General features: G+C 38.4%; 19 protein-coding genes and 1 pseudogene. 13 read left to right on the forward strand and 7 right to left on the reverse strand.

Annotation, left to right across the window (positions count from 1 at the left end; genetic code table 11):
* Nucleotides 1–12 precede the first annotated feature (12 nt).
* The 5 genes and pseudogenes from FJR38_RS23395 to FJR38_RS23415 all read left to right on the forward strand — a co-directional run bounded on the left by FJR38_RS23395 (nt 13) and on the right by FJR38_RS23415 (nt 3,529).
* Nucleotides 13–417, forward strand: coding sequence for a hypothetical protein (locus tag FJR38_RS23395; RefSeq protein WP_168539735.1), 405 nt, complete (start codon nt 13–15; stop codon nt 415–417).
* 32 nt (nt 418–449) lie between these two features.
* Nucleotides 450–1,508, forward strand: a complete 1,059-nt coding sequence (locus FJR38_RS23400; protein WP_168497124.1) for a tellurite resistance TerB family protein — start codon at nt 450–452, stop codon at nt 1,506–1,508.
* 77 nt (nt 1,509–1,585) lie between these two features.
* Nucleotides 1,586–1,941: pseudogene (locus FJR38_RS23405) on the forward strand (Rieske (2Fe-2S) protein).
* Nucleotides 1,942–2,117: 176 nt separating this feature from the next.
* The gene (locus FJR38_RS23410; RefSeq protein ID WP_168539737.1) at nt 2,118–3,227 is read left to right on the forward strand and encodes an AAA family ATPase; all 1,110 of its coding nucleotides are present in this window, start codon (nt 2,118–2,120) and stop codon (nt 3,225–3,227) included.
* The gene (locus FJR38_RS23415; RefSeq protein WP_174764113.1) at nt 3,224–3,529 is read left to right on the forward strand and encodes a hypothetical protein; all 306 of its coding nucleotides are present in this window, start codon (nt 3,224–3,226) and stop codon (nt 3,527–3,529) included. The genes FJR38_RS23410 and FJR38_RS23415 overlap by 4 nt, the downstream gene beginning before the upstream one ends.
* 846 nt (nt 3,530–4,375) lie before the next feature.
* Here FJR38_RS23415 and corA read toward each other — a convergent pair.
* Both corA and groL read right to left on the reverse strand, forming a co-directional pair.
* Nucleotides 4,376–5,527, reverse strand: coding sequence for a magnesium/cobalt transporter CorA (gene corA / locus FJR38_RS23420; RefSeq protein WP_168539739.1), 1,152 nt, complete (start codon nt 5,525–5,527; stop codon nt 4,376–4,378).
* Nucleotides 5,528–5,662: 135 nt separating this feature from the next.
* Nucleotides 5,663–7,360 (reverse strand): chaperonin GroEL, encoded by a 1,698-nt coding sequence (gene groL, locus FJR38_RS23425; RefSeq protein WP_168497132.1) that lies wholly within the window; start codon nt 7,358–7,360, stop codon nt 5,663–5,665.
* A gap of 163 nt (nt 7,361–7,523) precedes the next feature.
* On the opposite strand from groL, the gene FJR38_RS23430 reads away from it, so the two are divergent.
* On the forward strand, nt 7,524–8,603 hold the full coding sequence (locus tag FJR38_RS23430; RefSeq protein ID WP_168497134.1) for an MraY family glycosyltransferase: 1,080 nt from the start codon (nt 7,524–7,526) through the stop codon (nt 8,601–8,603).
* Between the two features lie 138 nt (nt 8,604–8,741).
* On the opposite strand, the gene fabG is transcribed toward FJR38_RS23430, so the two are convergent.
* Nucleotides 8,742–9,482 carry a 3-oxoacyl-[acyl-carrier-protein] reductase gene (fabG, locus tag FJR38_RS23435; protein ID WP_168497136.1) on the reverse strand — a complete coding sequence of 247 codons (741 nt, stop codon included), beginning with the start codon at nt 9,480–9,482 and terminating at the stop codon, nt 8,742–8,744.
* A gap of 186 nt (nt 9,483–9,668) precedes the next feature.
* Between fabG and psb27 the strand changes: the two genes are divergently transcribed.
* The 4 genes from psb27 (at nt 9,669) to FJR38_RS23455 (ending at nt 12,537) form a co-directional block, all read left to right on the forward strand.
* On the forward strand, nt 9,669–10,073 hold the full coding sequence (psb27, locus tag FJR38_RS23440; RefSeq protein ID WP_174763558.1) for a photosystem II protein Psb27: 405 nt from the start codon (nt 9,669–9,671) through the stop codon (nt 10,071–10,073).
* A 243-nt stretch (nt 10,074–10,316) separates the two neighbouring features.
* On the forward strand, nt 10,317–11,816 hold the full coding sequence (locus FJR38_RS23445) for a family 10 glycosylhydrolase (protein ID WP_168497140.1): 1,500 nt from the start codon (nt 10,317–10,319) through the stop codon (nt 11,814–11,816).
* 32 nt (nt 11,817–11,848) lie between these two features.
* Nucleotides 11,849–12,148, forward strand: a complete 300-nt coding sequence (locus FJR38_RS23450) for a type II toxin-antitoxin system HigA family antitoxin (RefSeq protein ID WP_168497142.1) — start codon at nt 11,849–11,851, stop codon at nt 12,146–12,148.
* 155 nt (nt 12,149–12,303) lie between these two features.
* A complete protein-coding gene (locus FJR38_RS23455; protein WP_168497144.1) occupies nt 12,304–12,537 on the forward strand; it encodes a DUF2281 domain-containing protein in 234 nt (77 codons plus the stop codon).
* Between the two features lie 6 nt (nt 12,538–12,543).
* Here the strand turns inward: FJR38_RS23455 and FJR38_RS23460 are convergent, their stop codons facing one another.
* Together FJR38_RS23460 and FJR38_RS23465 are read right to left on the reverse strand one after the other, a co-directional pair.
* Nucleotides 12,544–12,864 (reverse strand): type II toxin-antitoxin system RelE/ParE family toxin, encoded by a 321-nt coding sequence (locus tag FJR38_RS23460; RefSeq protein WP_168497146.1) that lies wholly within the window; start codon nt 12,862–12,864, stop codon nt 12,544–12,546.
* Between the two features lie 5 nt (nt 12,865–12,869).
* On the reverse strand, nt 12,870–13,118 hold the full coding sequence (locus FJR38_RS23465; protein WP_168497148.1) for a type II toxin-antitoxin system ParD family antitoxin: 249 nt from the start codon (nt 13,116–13,118) through the stop codon (nt 12,870–12,872).
* 312 nt (nt 13,119–13,430) lie between these two features.
* Between FJR38_RS23465 and serA the strand changes: the two genes are divergently transcribed.
* From serA to FJR38_RS23480, 3 genes are all read left to right on the forward strand, one after another.
* Nucleotides 13,431–15,011 carry a phosphoglycerate dehydrogenase gene (serA, locus tag FJR38_RS23470; protein WP_168497151.1) on the forward strand — a complete coding sequence of 527 codons (1,581 nt, stop codon included), beginning with the start codon at nt 13,431–13,433 and terminating at the stop codon, nt 15,009–15,011.
* A 192-nt stretch (nt 15,012–15,203) separates the two neighbouring features.
* Nucleotides 15,204–16,124 carry a 50S ribosomal protein L11 methyltransferase gene (gene prmA / locus FJR38_RS23475; RefSeq protein WP_168497153.1) on the forward strand — a complete coding sequence of 307 codons (921 nt, stop codon included), beginning with the start codon at nt 15,204–15,206 and terminating at the stop codon, nt 16,122–16,124.
* A 96-nt stretch (nt 16,125–16,220) separates the two neighbouring features.
* On the forward strand, nt 16,221–17,651 hold the full coding sequence (locus tag FJR38_RS23480; RefSeq protein WP_168497155.1) for an NAD(P)/FAD-dependent oxidoreductase: 1,431 nt from the start codon (nt 16,221–16,223) through the stop codon (nt 17,649–17,651).
* Nucleotides 17,652–17,978: 327 nt separating this feature from the next.
* Here FJR38_RS23480 and proC read toward each other — a convergent pair whose 3' ends face one another.
* Both proC and FJR38_RS23490 read right to left on the reverse strand, forming a co-directional pair.
* Nucleotides 17,979–18,794 (reverse strand): pyrroline-5-carboxylate reductase, encoded by an 816-nt coding sequence (gene proC / locus FJR38_RS23485; RefSeq protein ID WP_168497182.1) that lies wholly within the window; start codon nt 18,792–18,794, stop codon nt 17,979–17,981.
* 119 nt (nt 18,795–18,913) lie between these two features.
* Entirely contained in the window at nt 18,914–19,513 is a 600-nt protein-coding gene (locus tag FJR38_RS23490; RefSeq protein WP_168539741.1) for a cell division protein SepF, read from the reverse strand.
* Nucleotides 19,514–19,733: the final 220 nt, after the last annotated feature.

Raw genomic sequence — 19,733 nt, forward strand, 5'->3', positions numbered from 1 at the left:
GCTTAATTTACCATGTCACAATTAGAACGACTACAAAAAATGGCTGAAGATGAACTGACGGAGTATAGCACTGATGCCCGCAAAATGGAAAAACTGCGCCGTAAAATCGGTTTATCAGTATCATTGGCGGAACAGCGACAAATAAAAGCTGCATTATTAGACACAATGCAGTATAGTAAAATTGCAGAAATTGTGGAAGAGCAAAGACAAGCCGTATCATTGCCTTTTTGGGGGATTGCTGGTTTAGGTTTGCTGTTTGGGATTTCTCTGAATCAACCTATATGCTTATTAGCAGCGATCGCCGGAACTGTAGCAGCCTTTAAAATTCAAAAATGGGGTTGGCAATTGCAGGCAAATCGTCTATTATTACGCACATTAGAAGATATTGAAATCCGTATTTCTCAACCGAAAAGTTAAATAAAAATAGAGACATTGAGGAGATAGAAATTATGACAAAGTATGATTACATTTTTAAATCGCCAGAGATCATAGAAGAATCATTAAATCAAGAAGAAGCGGTTGCGGCTATTGCGGTAATTACAACAATAGTTGATTCTGGAATTGAAGATATAGATGCGGAAAGTTTAGCTGATATTCTCTGGGAATTCGAGATTTTTGACGAATATTCCGAAGAAGAAATGTTAGAAACTATTGATAGACTCATAGAAATTGCTGAAAAGACCGGACTAGGAGCTTTATTTAATGCTGCTAATGCTGGTATTTCTGATGAAGTAGTGTTAGATGGTTTTGCGGCTGGAGTAATTATGCTTTTAGAAGCTGAGGATCTAATTATTCCCGCAGACAAAAAACCTTATTTAAAAGAACTACAAATAGCTTTAGAATTAGAAGATGAGGAAGCCGAAGAAATTGTCAAAGAAGTAATAGCTGCAATTGAAGCCGGAGATGAGCAAGAATATATAGATGAAGAATATGAACCAGTCATATTTAATGAATCTGGTGAACAAATTTATCAATCACCATTTGGTAATTTTACAGTTCCTATTCCTCTTGATTCCGAAGCTGGGGGGAGAATTCAAAGTCAAGAAGGAATGGTTGGCTTTTCTGATGATTTAGGAACTTTACTAAGAATTGATTATTATCCTCTCTCTCCAGAACAGATTGATGATATAGAATTTCAAGGAGAGGAAACATATTTCCATCAAATTCTTGTAGATAAATATGTTCCCCAGGCAATTATTTCTAATGTCCCTGGTGCTGAAGTCAAGTATACAGAATATTTACAAGATAGCTTAGAAAGATATTATTATGTATTAGTTGATATGCCCAAAGGATCAACAATTTCCAAACATGAAAATAATGGTAATGGCATTAGATTAGATGCTTATCGAGGATTACTATCCTTTGTCAATAGCGAATGTTTATATATAGTCAGTAGCCAACGCAGTTTTTTAAATGGTGAAACTCCTAGTTCTGTCAAAGAAGAAGCCGAGAAAATTAAGCAAACGATTTTAGCTTTTGTGAAAACTATCGAGTTTACAGAAATTTAAATTTTCCATATTAGCGATCGCACAGGACAAAATTGCGGGAAACTAACAACAGGTCTATTGAAGATAAGGAGAATCTCATGGCTTGGACTAAAGTTTTAACAGTTGATGCACTTGCTGCTGGTGCGCGAGAAGTAGTCAAAGTAGGCGATCGCAAAATCCTACTCCTCAACCACGAAAATAAACTTTACGCTGTAGATAATACCTGCCCTCACCTCAAACTGTCCTTAACAAAAGGGAAAATGAAAATGGGGCGATCGTTTGTTCTTTCCATCGCAGTGCTTTTGACTTAAGTAATGGGGAAGTAAAAACCTGGTGTCCCTTTCCACCAGTAGTAGGTAAATTATTGGGAAAGGTTTCCCCAGAAAAAACCCTACCTGTCTATCCCCTGAAAGTCGAAGAAGGTAACATCTTGATTGATGTACCAGCAGCATAGAAGTTAATTAATATATAGCGGTTGGGTGAAAATCCAATCGCTGCTACATTGTCAGCATCAGGTGGTTATCGAGTTTTGACTACGCTCAACTACCGCGAAGTCGGGGATCTGAACCTATAATTGGTATATCCCATCATAAAGTTTTTTCAATTCCCCTTCTGGGAAATTATCTGATTATGCTCCAAAGACTATATGTACATAACTTCAGATGTTTAGAAAACTTTGAACTAACCATGAAAGAGATGTCATCTGCTCTCTTGATTGGAAAAAATGGTACAGGTAAATCAACTATTGCAACTGCATTAGAGGTACTTCAATCTATTGGTAGAGGGATAAATAGAGTTGGTCAACTTGTAAAGTCTAAAGATTTCACTCGTAACAGATATGATGTTCCCATTCGCTTGGAAATAGAAGTATTACTTGAAGAAAAATTATACAAATATGTCCTGGCTTTGGAATTGCCAGAAAAATTTAAAGAGCTGCGAGTTTTTGAAGAACAACTTTTAGTTGCCGGAAATCCAATTTACTCTCGCAAAGAAGCACAAATTACTCTTTATAGTAGTTCAGAAAATCGGGAATCTCAGTTTTTAGTAGATTGGCATTTGGTAGCCCTTCCAGTCATTCAAGAGCAATCAAAAACAGATCCACTTCATACTTTTAAAAATTGGCTTGCTCATATAATTATTTTAGCCCCAATTCCTACTTTAATGACTGGAGATGCCAACGGGGAAACCTTACAACCAAAAAGAGATGGTGCAAATATTGGGGAATGGTTTTCTGGTTTACTTGGTAGATATCCTGCGGCTTATAGAGAAGTTGATAAATATTTACGGGAAGTTATGCCCGATTTTCAAGATTTTTTGAATGAACTTATCGGTAAAGACTTCAAAAGTTTAATTGTGAGATTTGCTGAAAATAATGCAACTTTGAATGTTAACTTTCAAGATTTATCTGATGGTGAAAAATGCTTTTTTCTTTGTACTGTAGTGTTAGCTGCTAATAAATTTTATGGTCTAGTTTTTTGCTTTTGGGATGAACCTGATAATTATCTTTCTATCTCAGAAGTTGGACATTTTATCACATCTCTAAGACGTTCATTTAAAAATAATGGACAAATTTTAGTAACTTCTCATAATCCTGAAGCAATTAGAAAATTCTCCAATGAAAACACCTTTGTTCTGGATAGAAAAAGTCACTTAGAACCAACTTTAATTAGATTGCTTAGTGATATACCTATTACTGGTGATCTAATTAATTCCTTGATTTGTGGTGATATAGAATTATGAGTATAAATAAGAATAAACCACATCTGTTAATTTTACCTGAAGATGATGCTAATCGTCAGATTATTAATGGATTTATTCAAAATTTAAATGTGAATAATCGGGCTATTCAAATCTTACCAATTGCTGATGGTTGGAAAAAAACTGTAGATAAATTCACAAATGATCATATCAAAGCCATGCGGCAATATCCACAGAGAAACATCTTATTAATTATAGCGTTTTCCAGTCTAATGAAGTACAAAATTATCTGCGTTTATCTGCGTCCATCTGCGTTTAATTATTACTGCTTGTACCTCACTTGAATGGGAATTGCTATATTGATTTTGATGAATGTGAAAATAGATTAGATTTTGTAGAAAATTATATTCCAGATGATATAAAAAATAGAGTATTTGTTTTAGGTGTACAATCTAATCCAGAGAGTCTAAAGAGAGATATTCAAAAAAATTTTGAGACTATTGGAGAATCTCTCGCTACAGATTGTGTGGAAAATAATCATAAATTATGGGAACATCATCTTCTCATACATAATAAACCTGAGTTAGAACGGATGATTTTATCTGTTAAACCATTCCTGTTTTCAAATTAAACTAAGAAACAATATACTAAGTAGGTAGATGCTAATCAACCCAACTATGTAACGAACTGTAAATTATCCAAAACTCTTGGGATTGCTGCGTTCCACTCGCAATGACATAGTTATAAGTTTTCCCACCTACCTACTTAGAATAAATTAATCATATAGCAATAGTAAATAGACAGGACTTACGCAATAACTCTCTGAAATTCTTATTTCTCTGCGTCCTCTGCGGTTCATTTCTTCATGATTTTGCGTAAGTCCTGTAGAATATTAACGACAAGCTAATGTTAAATAAAGCTACAAAATTTTAACAAAACTTTACTAAATAGCTCTGAAAATAATTTTTAGGCGATAATAGAAATATAAGCAAATAGAATTTACAGAAAATAATTCCTCTGTAAGTAGAGGTGGAATATGACAACCCAAGATTTTATTATCCCGCATGGTTACACCCATTTACTCGTTAAAATCGGTGTAGTGGTTTTAGCACTATTCCTGTGGTTTATATTCACAGCTACCCCCGTTGTTTAAATACATTCACAATTTAGAGGTGTTTTGCGAAACATCTCTAGCGGTGAAAATCTTTTTGGAAATTCACAGAATTATTCAACCAACCACGTCGCCAAAAAAAGAATATCAGACTTATAGCCACTAACGCCATAACTCCTAAACATAACGGATAGCCCCAATACCAATTTAATTCAGGCATATTCAGGGGTGATTTTTCAGTATTGAAATTCATTCCGTATACCCCAGCGATAAAAGTCAAAGGAATAAAAATAGAAGAAACCACAGTTAGGAGTTTCATAATCTCATTCATTTTATTACTAATCGCTGATAAATATACATCCATTAATCCAGATACTAATTCTCGGTATGTTTCCACTATATCCATGACTTGTACTGCATGATCATAACAGTCCCTTAGATAAACTCTCACATCATCACTAATTAATTCACTACCATCTCTAATTAAAGAATTTATAGCATCTCTTTGAGGCCAAATTGCTCGACGAAGTTGCAATAACTCTCTCCTAATTTTATAAATCTTCTGTAAAGTTTTCTGAGTTGGGTTAACAATAACTTCCTCTTCTAAATCATTAATACGTTCGCCATAAAGTTCTAAAACCGGGAAAAATCCATCAATAATTGCATCTAATAAAGAATAAGCTAAATAATCACTTCCTTGTCTACGGATGATTCCTTTACCTTTATTAATTCTCATCCTGACTCCATCAAAACAATCATGTTCAGGTTCTTCTTGGACTGTTAATACATAATGTTTACCTAATACCAAACTAACTTGTTCACTATAATAACTCCCATTATTTTGATTAGGCACAACCATGTGAGCAATGATCACTAATTGATCTTCATAATCTTCGATTTTCGGACGTTCTACCATATTGACAATATCTTCTAAAACTAGAGGATGTAAATCAAAGGATTGACCTAAACGCTGTAAAATATCTTTGCTACCTAAACCTTGAACATCTACCCAAGAAACAGATTCTGTATTCAAATAATTACTACATTCTTCTGGATAACTTATTTGTTTATGAATGAAATCAGTTCGGTTATAGTCCATTAAGAAAATGATCGGCTTTTCAGCATTTTCATCAACAATTATCATTCCCGGTGGAGTTCCTGGTTCATGATAAAATTCTTTACCATAAGACTGATTGATAACTCTAGGTAAACGGCGGATTTTTTTAACCATAAATATTTGATTTATCGTAGTTACGGAAAAGAAATGGTATTAGTCATCAGAATTTTAACGCATATAAAAAAGTTTGTCCTGTTACCAAGACAAACTAGAGATTATTAAAAATTAAGGATTTGGGTGAGTGACAAATTAGAACATACCCATGCCGCCCATGCCGCCCATGCCGCCCATACCACCCATACCACCCATACCACCCATACCACCCATACCGCCCATACCACCCATGCCACCATCAGGCATAGCGGATTGTTTTTCAGGCTTTTCAGCAATAATTGCTTCGGTGGTTAATACCATGCCAGCAATAGAAGCAGCATTTTGTAAAGCGGAACGAACTACTTTGGCGGGATCGATAATACCCGCAGCAATTAAGTCTTCAAATTCGCCTGTAGCTGCGTTATAGCCGATATTTAAGTCAGTTTCCCGAACTTTCGACACAATTACAGAACCTTCTGCCCCAGCGTTGTCTGCGATTTGACGGAGGGGTGCTTCTAAAGCTTGTTGGACAATATTAGCGCCAATTCTTTCTTCAGCGGTGAGGCTTTGTTTAATTGCTTCCACCTGCATAGATAGATGAATCAAGGTTGTACCACCACCAGGAACAATGCCTTCTTCTACTGCTGCCTTGGTAGCGTTGAGTGCGTCTTCAATCCGCAGTTTTCGATCTTTTAGTTCGGTTTCTGTAGCTGCACCGACTTTGATTACTGCAATACCACCAGCTAACTTAGCAATGCGTTCTTGCAGTTTTTCTGTATCATAATCGGAATCAGTTTCGGCTAACTGTTTACGAATTTGAGCAATCCGGGTTTGAATTTCTGGTTTAGCAACACTACCAGCCACAATGGTGGTATTTTCCTTGTCAATGTTGATTTTCTCAGCAGTTCCCAACATTTCCAAAGTAGCGGTATCTAGGCTCAAACCGATTTCTTCAGAAATCATTTGTCCATCGGTGAGAATGGCAATATCTTCTAACATAGCTTTACGGCGATCGCCAAAACCAGGAGCTTTAATCGCAGCTATAGCCAATACACCACGAGCCTTATTTACTACTAAAGTCGCTAAAGCATCACCATCTACATCTTCAGCAATAATCAGCAAAGGTTGACCTAAACGGGCAACTTTTTCCAAGATAGGTACTAAATCTTGAATACTGCTGATTTTTTTATCGGTAATCAGAATCCGAGCATTTTCAAACTCTACTGTCATCCGTTCGTTGTTGGTGATGAAGTAGGGAGAAATATAACCTCTATCAATCTGCATACCTTCAACTACTTCTAGTTCAGTAGTCAGGGATTTAGATTCTTCAACGGTAATTACACCGTCTTTAGTCACTTTTTCCATGGCCAGTGCCAGCATTTGTCCGACTTCTTCATCGTTACCAGCCGAAACTGTAGCCACTTGAGCGATCGCACTTCCTTCGACTGGTTTAGCTATCCTGGCAATTTCCTGTACCAGCGCCTCAACGGTTTTGTCAATACCCCGTTTTAAGCTAATGGGATTTGTCCCAGCAGCAACATTCTTTAAACCTTCTTTAATCAAGGCTTGTGCTAGAACTGTGGCAGTGGTAGTTCCATCGCCAGCTATATCTTTAGTTTTTGATGCTACTTCCTGAATAAGTCTAGCACCAGTATTTTCTAGAGGATCTTCTAATTCAATTTCTTTGGCAACAGTGATACCATCATTAACAATTTGGGGAATACCAAATTTTTTTTCTAATAGAACATTCCGACCTCTCGGACCCAAAGTAATTTTCACCGCATCTGCTAGGGCGTTAATTCCCTTCTCTAAAGCACGCCGTGATTCTTCATTAAATGCAATAACTTTAGCCATGTTTTATTTCTCTATTGCTTCCATTAGACAATTTAGCACTCACTGACAAAGAGTGCTAATCTCTTGCCAAAATTTAGAATAACAACCAAAATCTCAAAATTGACTAATATTAACAGTTGATACTTATGTTTGACTATAAAACTAATGATTATCTTGGGAGCAGATGAACTTAGAAAACTCCCTTAAATCCCTTGGGATTGCTGAACCGAGCGGACCCGGCTGGTTAGCAGTAGTATTTACATTTCTATTAGCCTTGGTTGTCACCTGGCATTTAATTCCCACAATTCGCAAATTTGCCTTAGAAGTAGGTTGGGCAGATCAACCAAACGCCCGCCGACTGAACCAAGAACCATTACCTAATGCTGGGGGTTTAGCCATCTATGCAGGAGTAATTGCGGCTATGGTACTAGCTAGTCTCTTGCGACCTATTGAACTGCAAGGTGTTTTGGCTCAGGTATTAACAATTTTATTAGGAGGTTCAATACTAGTCCTAGTTGGCTTTATTGATGACCAATTTGGCTTACCTCCATCGGTGCGTTTATGGGCGCAGGTAACAACAGCACTTTTACTTGTTGGTAATGGTATTAGCATCAAATTTGCCTTTGGTACACCCATTGATTCTTTCCTTTCTATGGCATTTACAGTCCTATGGGTGGTAGGGATTACAAATGCTATCAACCTGATGGATGGGATGGATGGTTTAGCTGGTGGAATCAGCTTTATTACCGCTATCAGTTTATTAGCAGTTTCTGCCCAATTTGATAATCGTGCGGCGGCAACTTTAGTTTTAGCCGCTTTGGGAGGTGCAGCACTAGGATTTTTACGCCATAATTTTCACCCTTCACACATCATTATGGGTGATGCTGGTGCATACTTTTTTGGCTATGTGTTAGCAGCCACCAGCATCTTAGGCAAACTCCAACAAAATACAGTTTATGCCCTAATCCCCACAGTTTTATTTTTGTTGTTACCGGTGATTGATACTACTCAGGTATTTGTGCGTCGGCTCATGGCTGGAAAAAACCCTCTGAGTACACCAGGGAAAGACCACCTGCACCATCGCTTGTTGGCTTGGGGATTATCACAACGTCATGCAGCTTTTACCCTATGGACGATTACTTTACTTTGCAATTTACTAGCTATGAGAGTACAGGGGATGAGTTTTCCGGTGATGATGGCTACTGCTATTGGTATTATCTTGATGTTAGGTTTTACCGTGTGGCAGAGAATGTTGAATAATTGACAGGTGATAGGTGACAGGTGACAGGTGACAGGTGACAGTGAAGAAGCAGGGGAAGTAGGAGAGAACAATATTCTTTTGCAACGGACAACTAACCACTGACAACTGACAACTGACAACTGACCACTGACCACTGACAAATTACATCACCATGCCACCATCAACGTTAAAGACTTGTCCTGTAATGTAGGCTGCTGCGGGATCAGATGCTAAGAAGCGTACCATGCCGGCAATTTCTTCGGGTTTACCAAAACGCCCTAGTGGGATGAATTGAAGAATGCCTTCGGCTTTGATATCGCTGGTCATGTCGGTGGTAATAAAACCAGGAGCAACGGCATTTACAGTGATTCCACGGGAAGAAAGTTCTTTAGCAACGGTTTTGGTAAAGCCAATTACTCCTGCTTTGGCGGCGCTGTAGTTGGCTTGTCCAGGGTTGCCCATTTGTCCCGCAACAGAAGCGATATTAATAATCCGCCCGGAACGTTGTTTAAGCATAATTTTACTTACTGCTTTTGTACATAAAAATACACCAGTTAGATTAAGGTCTATGACTGCTTGCCATTCTTCTAACTTCATTCTTAATAGGAGGGTGTCACGGGTAATACCTGCATTATTAACTAAGATATCCACGCGCTGGAATTTTTCTAAGGTGTTTTTAATGAGTGTATCTACTTGATTTTCTTGAGAAACATCTGCTTGGAGAGCTACAGCTTCTCCTCCTGCTGCTGTGATTTCTGCTACTACTTCGTCTGCTGCTGTGCTAGAACTAGCGTAGTTAACAACTACTTTTGCGCCTTGAGATGCTAGTTGGATAGCGATCGCTCTGCCAATTCCTCGTGATGCACCTGTGACAATTGCAACCTGATCTTTTAATAAACTCATCTCATTTTCCTCAATTTTTGGAAATACCGCGCTAATGATCTTAAATTGAAAAGGGAAGAGAATTACTACTAACTGCAAATAAAATACGCATCCTAAGTTAACAAAAAGTCAATTTACTTAATGCCTGAAGAATAAAATTTCAATTCCAAGATAGGATAAACAGTGATTTACTTGTTTTTTTACTTAATGCTTATGAAAAGCTATTGGTCGCGTCTACTTTCTCTAGTCTTAGTTCTAGTGATTGGCTTAGTTGGTTGTAATGGTAGTCCAGATAGCTTAACTGGGGATTATCGTCAAGATACCTTAGCTGTAGTGAATATTTTGAGACAAGCGATAGAATTACCACAAGATTCCCCCGATAAAGCCGCCCTGAAAGCAGAAGCACGTCAAAAAATTAATGACTTTTCGGCTCGCTACCAGCGGAATAACTCTATCACTACTCTTAGTTCATTTACAACAATGCGAACCGCCCTCAACTCTTTAGCGGGACATTACAGTTCTTACCCCAATCGTCCTGTTCCCGAAAAACTCAAAAAACGGTTAGATTCTGAGTTTAAGCAAGTAGAAGCAGCATTAAGACGTGGTGCTTAATCTATATCTCAAAGATGATTTTTTCAAAACTGAAATTAAATATAAATTTCCTTACGAGCAGGCCTAGCCTGCTTTTTATTCATGGATTAAGAAATTCGGTGTTGCATAGTTGAAGTATGAATTAGCCTCACGCAAAGACGCAAAGATAAGAAATTTAAAAATTCAAGCAAATTTCATACCTGAATTTAGCAACCCTAGAAGTTCTAATTAAGCTATTCCATCATACATTCAAAATTAATTATCATGTCTGATCATTCCTGGAAACTTTTCAGAATAATCTGCTCCTGGCAAAATTTATTTACCATAATTATTAGTAATACTTTATTGATTTTTAACTTAGGAAATCAACCCGCCATTGCCCAAAATAAGCAAGATTGTCGGGTATCATCAAAAATTATTCAAGAAAAAGAAAAATTTAGGCTATTAGCACTTAAAGGTAATAAAGAGGCAGAAAATCGTTACCAACAACTAATTAAACAGCATTCACAGGAATTACAAAAATGCCGTACTCAGATTTGGCCACAAACCCAAGCTCTGTGGTTGCGCTTGTATCCTTGTGACACCAAGCCGGGAGCAATTGATCACATCATGGATCGCATTGTCAACCAAGGATATAACCAAGTTTATTTGGAAGTATTTTATGATGGCCGGGTACTATTACCAGCAGCGAATAATCCCACAGTTTGGCCATCTGTAATTCGGACAAAGGGAGCGGAAAAAGTTGATTTGTTAGCCACAGCCATTCAAAAAGGCAGACAACGGGGTTTAAAAGTTTATGCTTGGATGTTTACTAATCATTTTGGTTATAGCTATGCTCAACGTCCAGATAGACAAGAAGCGATCGCTCGCAATGGTAAAAATCAAACCAGTTTATCTGTAGTTGAAGATGGTTCACAAGTCTTCATTGATCCCTATAATACCCAAGCGAAAACCGATTACTATCGCCTGGTGCAGCAAGTGGTACTCCGTCGTCCAGATGGTATCCTCTTTGATTATGTGCGTTATCCTCGCCAATCTGGGACTAATTCTATCGCCACCAAAGTTCATGATTTATGGCTATTTACGCCTGCTACCCAAGAAGTTTTATTTCGCCGCGCCCAGAATTACAAAGGTTTGGAATTAATTCGCCGCTTTTTAACTAAGGGATATGTGAGTGCTGGAGATATTGCAGAAGTTGATAAACGCTATCCCCAAGAAGATGAACCAATGTGGGAAGGACGTATTCCCCCAAAAACACAAAAATCTCTACTTTCTTTAGTAGAGAAACAACGGATTTTGCAGTTGGATTTATGGTTATTCACCGTTGCTCACGCTATGCAAGGAATCTTAGATTTTGTGGCTTTAGCAAATTATCCAGGAGAACAACAAGGTATTCCTGGTGGAGTCGTATTTTTCCCAGAAGCTAATCAAGCTTTAGGCCAAGGATATGATTCTCGTTTGCAACCTTGGGATAAATTTCCCAGTAACTTAGAATGGCATCCCATGGCTTATGCGACTTGTGGGAATGGGAATTGTATTATTTCCCAAGTGCAACGGGTTTTGAGCATGGCGCAACCAGGGACAAAAATTATTCCTGCTTTAGCTGGTAAGTGGGGAGCATCAATTGGTAATCGTCCCTCTTTAGAAGTACAAATGCAAGCATTACGCCAACTAGCTCCGCAAATCCAGGGAGTTAGTCATTTTGCTTATTCTTGGCAATATCCTGATCATGATAGCGATCGCAAATCTTGTAATGCTCGTTAAAGCAATATAGCAAATTAAGGAAGTTTAATATTATGAATTTGAAACCGATTAGAACAGAAGCAGATTATCAACAAGCTTTAAGAGAAATTGAACAAATATTTGAGGCTGAACCTAATACACCAGAATATGAAAAACTAGATATTTTAACGACTTTAGTAGAAGTTTATGAACAACAAAATGATCCTATTGAACCTCCATCGCCCATTGCCGCAATTTTATATTATTTAGAAAGTCGTAATCAAGGAATTTCTACTTTTATTGAAAATTTAAAACATCATGGAGTTAGTGAAGAAATAATTAATACTGCTTTAAATGAAATGACTCACGGATGATGGGATGTAAGTCCCTTTTTGCGGACGTGGGGATGTGCGATAGCTACGCTCGGCGCAGGCATCGCGCAAACGCTGAATTGTCAGTTCGCTTGTTTGGGTGTGGGAAGGAGAACGCCTGCTAAAATAGAAATAATTTGAACTTCCAGGAGAAATAAATGATCACATTAGAAATGGCGATCGCTAAAATCAAAAAATTACCTCTTGAACAGCGCAATGAAGTAATTAAATTTATCGAGTTCTTAGAATTTAAATCAGGAAACATTGATCTTATTTCACAAGAGACAAAAACTACAAAGAATTACCCACTGAGAGGAAAACCTATTACCATTGCTAGTGATTTTGATGAACCTATGCCTGAACTTTGGGAAGCATTAGCCGATAGCTTATAACTATAACTATTCTTCTTCTGCTAAAATCTGCGAAATATCCCGTGCAGCATGAATTAACCGCACAATTTCAATATACTCATCCCCTTCTAAATAAAAAATTAGATGCTTTTCAAATCCTCTAACTCCCCACTTCCGCAAACCAACTAAACGTGGATTTTTAGCATTATAAATACCACCAATACCAGGTAGTTGTGCTAATTGGGAAAAGGTCTGCCTTGTAGCATCAAAAAAACTCAATGCTGCATTGAAATTATTCTCAGCAATATAGGCAAACTGTTCATCAAGATCAAGACTAGCCTTTGGTCTAATTACAATTCGTCTAGTCATTGTTTTTATTTGCGAAGTCTCTCAAGAAGCTGAGTGCGTTTTTGTTCCCACCACTCATCCGTAATCTCAATTACTTCACCGCTATCTAAGCCTTCTAATAGTAATGTTTCTAGTCGTACTTGTGCCACCCTTTCTAACTCTTGACGAATCAAATGTCGAATGTATTCACTTGTGGTACTATAGCCACCTTTTGCAACCTGTTCATTGATAAATTCCCGCATAGAATCGGGAAGAGAAATATTTACTGTAGTCATAGCTAATAAGTTTTTATATTTCTGATTCTTTAATTATGGCAAATATTGTCAATTTTTGTCAAATGCTTTGTAGGGATGTGAGCGATCGCTTATATCTTCTAACCCATCTTAACCAATGTGCCAGTTGCGTAAGTCCTGTTGCAGTTCCAAGTTGAGTTTAAACTGACTGGTAGAGACAAGGTAACAGGCTTCAGGGAGCATTATCCTCTGGGCATTGATGAAAAAACAGATAATTTTTGCTGAATTGCTACAGATAAAGACTAAACTAAAAAGTCTTGCACAGCAAACCCTGTCAATCAAAATCAAGTCATTATGTCCAAGGTTCTTGTCTCCGATCCAATTGATCAAGTTGGTATTGATATTCTTTCCCAAGTGGCCACCGTTGATGTCAACACCAGCCTCAAGCCAGATGAACTTAAAGCCATCATTGGTGAGTATGATGCACTAATGATCCGTTCTGGAACTCGCGTTACTCAAGAAATTATAGAAGCTGGCACAAAATTAAAAATTATTGGTCGTGCTGGTGTGGGTGTGGATAACGTTGATGTTCCCGCAGCTACTCGTAAAGGGATTGTCGTCGTTAATTCCCCCGAAGGTAACACAATTGCCGCAGCCGAACACGCCTTAGCCATGATGTTATCCTTATCTCGTCATGTTCCTGATGCTAACGCTTCAGTGAAACGTGGTGAGTGGGATCGTAAAAGTTTTGTTGGTTCAGAAGTATACAAAAAAACCCTGGGCGTTGTCGGGTTAGGAAAAATTGGTTCTCACGTTGCCACTGTAGCTAAGGCAATGGGCATGAAACTTCTAGCCTATGATCCATTTATTTCTACAGAAAGAGCCGAACAACTGGGTTGTCAATTGGTGGAATTAAATGTGTTATTCCAGCAAGCTGACTATATCACCTTACACATTCCCAAAACCACCGAAACTGCCAACTTAATCAACGCTAAAACTTTGGCGTTAATGAAACCCACCACCAGAATTATTAACTGCGCTCGTGGTGGCATTATTGATGAAGCCGCTTTAGCAGAGGCAATTAAAAATGGTGTAATTGCTGGGGCAGCCTTAGATGTATTCGATTCCGAACCATTAGGTGAATCAGAATTGCGATCGCTTGGCAAAGAAGTCATTCTCACTCCTCACCTCGGTGCTTCCACCGCTGAAGCTCAAGTTAATGTAGCCATAGATGTAGCTGAACAAATTCGGGATGTGTTATTAGGACTACCTGCCCGTTCGGCTGTGAATATTCCTGGCCTTGGTCCTGATATCTTAGAAGAATTGAAGCCCTACATGGAATTAGCCGAAACCTTGGGTAACTTAGTTGGTCAACTCACAGGCGGCAGAGTAGAAACACTTAATGTTACACTACAAGGGGAACTAGCAACTAACAAAAGTCAACCCTTAGTTATAGCAGCCCTCAAAGGACTACTTTACCAAGCCCTGCGGGAACGGGTAAATTATGTCAACGCCAACATAGAAGCTAAGGAAAGGGGTATTCGGGTTATTGAAACACGGGATGCCTCAACAAGAGATTATTCAGGTTCATTGCATCTCCAAGCCACAGGAACATTAGGTACACATTCTGTTACTGGTGCTTTATTGGGTGATAAAGAAATTCACCTCACTGACGTTGACGGTTTCCCTATTAACGTCCCCCCTAGCAAATATATGTTGTTCACTCTGCACCGTGATATGCCAGGTATTATTGGTAAACTCGGTTCTTTACTGGGCAGCTTTAATGTCAATATTGCCAGTATGCAGGTAGGGCGAAAAATCGTCCGTGGTGATGCTGTCATGGCTTTGAGCATTGATGATCCTTTACCCGATGGCATTTTAGAGGAAATCAAAAAAGTATCAGGGATTCGAGACGCTTATACAGTCACTCTTTAATGGTGATTTTTGAGTTTGATTTGATGAAGATGATTCAATAATTGGAGAATTAGAAAATACATCTTTAACTGTGATTTTGGTGATTTATTTGATTAGGATAATTAAATAATTTGAGAATTAGAAAATTCATCCTAATCATAAAAATCATTGTTTTTACCTATCTAAAATATAAAATCTGCGATATAAAATTCTATGGCAAATACTTGGTGGGAACTAAATATTTTATCTGAACCAGATTTAGAAGATTCTATATTTTGGCGGTTAGAAAACTTTGGCTGTCGTGGTACAGCAGTGGAAATGAAAGGTAATGCTTTATTAGTTAAAGCCTATTTACCGAGCTTTCAAACACAATTATTAGATTTGGCCGCCTTGTCACTCCGGCTGCGTCAAGATGCCCTGTGTATAGGATTAGTTAGTCCCATATTACATTGGCACATAATTGACGAAGAGGATTGGTCTAGCAGTTGGAAACAACATTGGCAACCGGAAGAAATAGGCGATCGCTTTCTCATTAACCCCGCTTGGCTACCTTTACCTGAATCCTTAGATCGCTTGGTAATTCGTCTAGATCCAGGTGTCGCTTTTGGTACGGGTAATCACGCCACTACCCAATTATGTTTGGAATCCCTAGAAATGCGATTCAGTGAAGTTCCCCAATCATTCATGAATGCAGAAGACAAAAAAGAACCATTAATCATTGCTGATATTGGTTGTGGTTCAGGTATTCTAGGCGTTGGGGCGATATTATTAGGTGCTGGTAAAGTCTATGCCGTAGATAATGATCCCCTAGCAGTCAGATCCACTTTTAGTAATCGCGCCCTTAATGATATCCGTCCAGATTCTTTAATCCCCATTGAGGGTAGTGTAGACATGGTACGGAAAATAATTGATCAACCCGTAGATGGAATAGTTTGCAATATTTTAGCTGATGTAATTATTGAATTACTCCCAGAAATGACCACAATTACCAAACCTAGCACCTGGGGTATATTCAGTGGTATTTTATTAGAACAATCCAAAGCTGTTGCTGATGCCTTAGAACAAAACGGTTGGATTGTCGCCACTCTTTGGAAAAGAAAAGAATGGTGTTGCTTAAATGCCCGTCGTTCTTAACTTATGTAAAAATAAGTTAGATTAAGTTTAACAATAATTGCCACAGACAAAAAACCTCACCGCAATTATTAATAACTTTGTACAAATTCAAACCTCATGATCTTAGATTATCAAGACACAGTTGAAACTCAAAAAATCTACGATGTAGTCATAGTTGGTGCTGGACCAATTGGTTTAGCAACTGCTATTGGTTTATACCAACGCGGTATAGAAAATATATTAGTCATTGATCAAACTCGTGCCTTTCGTCCAGTTGGACAAATATTGGATCTGCTTCCGAATGGATTGAAAGCTCTCAAATATTTAGATATTAATGCCTATACAGCAGTAAAACAATCTGCCATATCACCTAATCAGGAAAACACTGTTAAAACTTCTCCTGTATGGTCTTATAAAAATCTCCAAGGACAGTTAATTCGCTCAATTCCTCTCAGTTTTGATACCTGGTTTCAAAAATATGGTGAAGGTAGAGTATCCATACCTTGGTATGAATTGCAAAACACCCTGAGAAATCTTCTTCCCCCAGCACAAGTTAAAGCTAATCATCGTTGTATTAATGTTATAGATGAACCTGAAATTAACTGTGTGCGAATAGATTGTATCTCTGATACCAGCGTCGCAGCTAACCCCTATGCTTATTGGCTAGAAAATCAAAACTCTGATGATAATTCACCAGAAAATATAAATTCTATTTCTCCAACATTAGCCACAACATCTTTCCGCGCTAAATTAATTATTGGTGCAGATGGAATTAACTCTACAGTTCGGCAAATAATTTATCAAAATAGTCCTAACTCCGCTTTTGCTAAACCTGAATATTCTGGATTTGCAGCTATATCTTGTCGAGGAATAACTGGAATATCACAAGAAATACAAACAGAAATAGAATCCAGATTTTTACAAGATTCCGCAATTGTCACCATTAGCAATGATCAAATATCTGCAAATTCTGATTTTAAAAATAGATTAAGGATGATGTTATTTTGCAGAAATAATCAATTTGCATATATTCTCCATTTACCTGTACCTCTAGATTCCATACAAGGGAAAACTGGAACTGATTTATTAAATCTAGCTCAACAAGAAATAGCAAAAGCTGGCTTTCCTGATTCCCTCAAACAGTTAGTGAATCTCTCTCCTGCTACTAATATACAGCAGCGTCCCTACTACATTCATCATGTTATTAATAAATCCAATTCTACCACCATTGAACCAACTTGGAATCAACAACGCGTTGTCTTAATTGGAGATGCTGCTCATGGAATGCCTCCTTTCATGGCTCAAGGAGCAAATCAAGGCTTAGAAGACGCATTAACAATTACCAAACTTATTGCTAAAATTGCTAAAAATCATGATTGGGATAATTTGCCAGTTATAACTGAAGCTTTCGCAAACTATGAACATTTGCGTCGTCCATTTATGGAATATATCCAATCAGCAACTTTAACTGGATTTCCTCAATCATCACATCAACAATGGCAGGATTATAATCAAAAAGTCTATACTCGTAATTTTGCAGATTTGTAATTAGAACTTGCTGAAAAAGTAAATTTTCAGGACTTACGCAAAATTATGAAGAAACGAACCGCAGAGGACGCAGAGGACACGGAGAAAGAAGAGTTTCAGAGAGTTATTGCGTAAGTCCTAATGCTTTTTTAGGTGTTGCTGAATCAGAGTATGAAATTTAAAAATTAGATTTCTTTAACTCTTAATTCTTTGCGCCTTTGCGCCTTTGCGTGAGGCTAATTCATACATTCAATCAGCAACGCCACAAATCAAATAAGGCGGAATGAAGTCCGCCTGCGCTTAATAAATCAAGATTAACTGGTGAATTGGGATAAATAACCTCACCTATCACCCTTTTCCCAATTCCTGAGCGCGTTCTTTTGCGGCTTTGACGGCTTCGATGAGGGCGGAACGAAAGCCGGCTTTTTCTAAGGCGCTGACACCGGCAATGGTTGTACCACCGGGACTGGTGACTCTATCTTTGAGTTCAGCGGGGTGGATTTTTGTTTCTTGTAAAAGAGTGGCTGTTCCTAAAACAGTTTGTAAAGCTAGTTGTTGAGCGATCGCTCTGGGTAAACCAACAGCAACACCCCCATCGGCTAAGGCTTCTATCATTAATGCCACATAAGCCGGTCCACTACCAGATAATCCTGTCACCGCATCCATTAAGGTTTCAGAGACTTCAACTACTTCTCCCACGGCGGCAAAAATCTGTTGTGCTATTTCTTGATGATGAGGGTGAGTATAAGCACCTAGAGAAATCGCCGTGACTCCTGCTCCCACTGTAGCGGGGGTATTAGGCATAGCGCGAATTACTGGGACTTGGGGAAAAGCCGCTTCTAATTGTTTTAACGTTACACCCGCCAGTATCGAAATGATCACAGGTGAATTATCTCTGGGGAGAATATCTGCTAACTCTTGAGCTACAGCAGTAAATATTTGGGGTTTGACAGCTAACATCACCGCTGTTTGGGCTTCTTCTAAAACTAAGCTATTATCCGCTGTCACAACTACCCCATATTCCTGCTCTAAATAACTTCGCCGTGAAGCCTGGGGTTCACTGACTATAATTTCTGAGCCTGGATAAATACTACTAACAATAAGGCGGGATAATAGAGCTTCTCCCATTACCCCACCGCCAATTAAGCCAAATTTTATATTCATTTTCATTAGTCATTAGTTAGTGGTCAATTATCAATAGTTAATCATCCTTTTCTACGAGACGCTACTGCGAATACAATTAATTGGGGATTTAAAACTATGAACTAATGACTAATTTACCGTTACTGTGCCATCCGAGTCGCTTCATTTCCCCAAGTTGGAGTTGCTGTAGCTGTGGGACGAACAGGACGGGCTGCTGGTTGAGGGACTTCATGTATTAAGCCGCCTTGGGTGCTAACCTGCACACAACTGGGGGTAAACAAGAAGATGCTTTCGCCAATCCGTTCTTGATGTCCATCTAAGGCATAAGTACCACCGGCTACAAAATCAACTGCTCGTTGAGCTTGATCGGGGTCCATAATTGTCAAGTTTAATACTACTGATTTGCGCTCGCGCAGTGCTTGAATCGCTTGGGGCATTTCTTCAAATGTGCGAGGTTCAAGGACTAGAACTTCGGAGATCCCATTAATTGCGCCTGGCATACCAATAACATTACTCATAGGTTTAGATACTGTTGCTGCTACTTCATCAGTAGTTGTAGGTGGATTTTCCCGCCAACGCCGATTAGGAGGAGTAGTTTCCTGTGGGGCTGGTTGAGAGTTGTCTTGTTGATAGATGTTCTGATAACTATCGGCTGAATCAGCTTCTTCTTCGTAGTATTCGTATTCTACCTGCTCATTCAAACCCACAAAGTCCCTGAGTTTAGAAAATATATTGCTCATGTTGTACGCTCCCGGATTAAAGTTCCCCTAATTTTTCTGACTACAAGTTACATTAACGTCACTTATAGGCAGTAGTCATAACTATAGTAGATGCTGGACGTAGCAATTTTACTACTGATTGTAGCCTCTAGTAAAAGTTATCAATGATAAACAGATATTGATGTTAATGCCTGCACATTAACCTATCTGTAACAATGAGTTAAGATTATAGCCTAAGGAT

This window comes from Anabaena sp. UHCC 0253, assembly GCF_009712085.1.
Classification (GTDB): Bacteria; Cyanobacteriota; Cyanobacteriia; order Cyanobacteriales; family Nostocaceae; genus Dolichospermum.

Bases quoted from the DNA above. Each gene is read 5' to 3' on its own strand.
- FJR38_RS23395 (WP_168539735.1), top strand. From the start codon at position 13: ATGTCACAATTAGAACGACTACAAAAAATGGCTGAAGATGAACTGACG.
- FJR38_RS23400 (WP_168497124.1), top strand. From the start codon at position 450: ATGACAAAGTATGATTACATTTTTAAATCGCCAGAGATCATAGAAGAA.
- FJR38_RS23410 (WP_168539737.1), top strand. From the start codon at position 2,118: ATGCTCCAAAGACTATATGTACATAACTTCAGATGTTTAGAAAACTTT.
- FJR38_RS23415 (WP_174764113.1), top strand. From the start codon at position 3,224: ATGAGTATAAATAAGAATAAACCACATCTGTTAATTTTACCTGAAGAT.
- corA (WP_168539739.1), bottom strand. From the start codon at position 5,527: ATGGTTAAAAAAATCCGCCGTTTACCTAGAGTTATCAATCAGTCTTAT.
- groL (WP_168497132.1), bottom strand. From the start codon at position 7,360: ATGGCTAAAGTTATTGCATTTAATGAAGAATCACGGCGTGCTTTAGAG.
- FJR38_RS23430 (WP_168497134.1), top strand. From the start codon at position 7,524: ATGAACTTAGAAAACTCCCTTAAATCCCTTGGGATTGCTGAACCGAGC.
- fabG (WP_168497136.1), bottom strand. From the start codon at position 9,482: ATGAGTTTATTAAAAGATCAGGTTGCAATTGTCACAGGTGCATCACGA.
- psb27 (WP_174763558.1), top strand. From the start codon at position 9,669: ATGCTTATGAAAAGCTATTGGTCGCGTCTACTTTCTCTAGTCTTAGTT.
- FJR38_RS23445 (WP_168497140.1), top strand. From the start codon at position 10,317: ATGTCTGATCATTCCTGGAAACTTTTCAGAATAATCTGCTCCTGGCAA.
- FJR38_RS23450 (WP_168497142.1), top strand. From the start codon at position 11,849: ATGAATTTGAAACCGATTAGAACAGAAGCAGATTATCAACAAGCTTTA.
- FJR38_RS23455 (WP_168497144.1), top strand. From the start codon at position 12,304: ATGATCACATTAGAAATGGCGATCGCTAAAATCAAAAAATTACCTCTT.
- FJR38_RS23460 (WP_168497146.1), bottom strand. From the start codon at position 12,864: ATGACTAGACGAATTGTAATTAGACCAAAGGCTAGTCTTGATCTTGAT.
- FJR38_RS23465 (WP_168497148.1), bottom strand. From the start codon at position 13,118: ATGACTACAGTAAATATTTCTCTTCCCGATTCTATGCGGGAATTTATC.
- serA (WP_168497151.1), top strand. From the start codon at position 13,431: ATGTCCAAGGTTCTTGTCTCCGATCCAATTGATCAAGTTGGTATTGAT.
- prmA (WP_168497153.1), top strand. From the start codon at position 15,204: ATGGCAAATACTTGGTGGGAACTAAATATTTTATCTGAACCAGATTTA.
- FJR38_RS23480 (WP_168497155.1), top strand. From the start codon at position 16,221: ATGATCTTAGATTATCAAGACACAGTTGAAACTCAAAAAATCTACGAT.
- proC (WP_168497182.1), bottom strand. From the start codon at position 18,794: ATGAATATAAAATTTGGCTTAATTGGCGGTGGGGTAATGGGAGAAGCT.
- FJR38_RS23490 (WP_168539741.1), bottom strand. From the start codon at position 19,513: ATGAGCAATATATTTTCTAAACTCAGGGACTTTGTGGGTTTGAATGAG.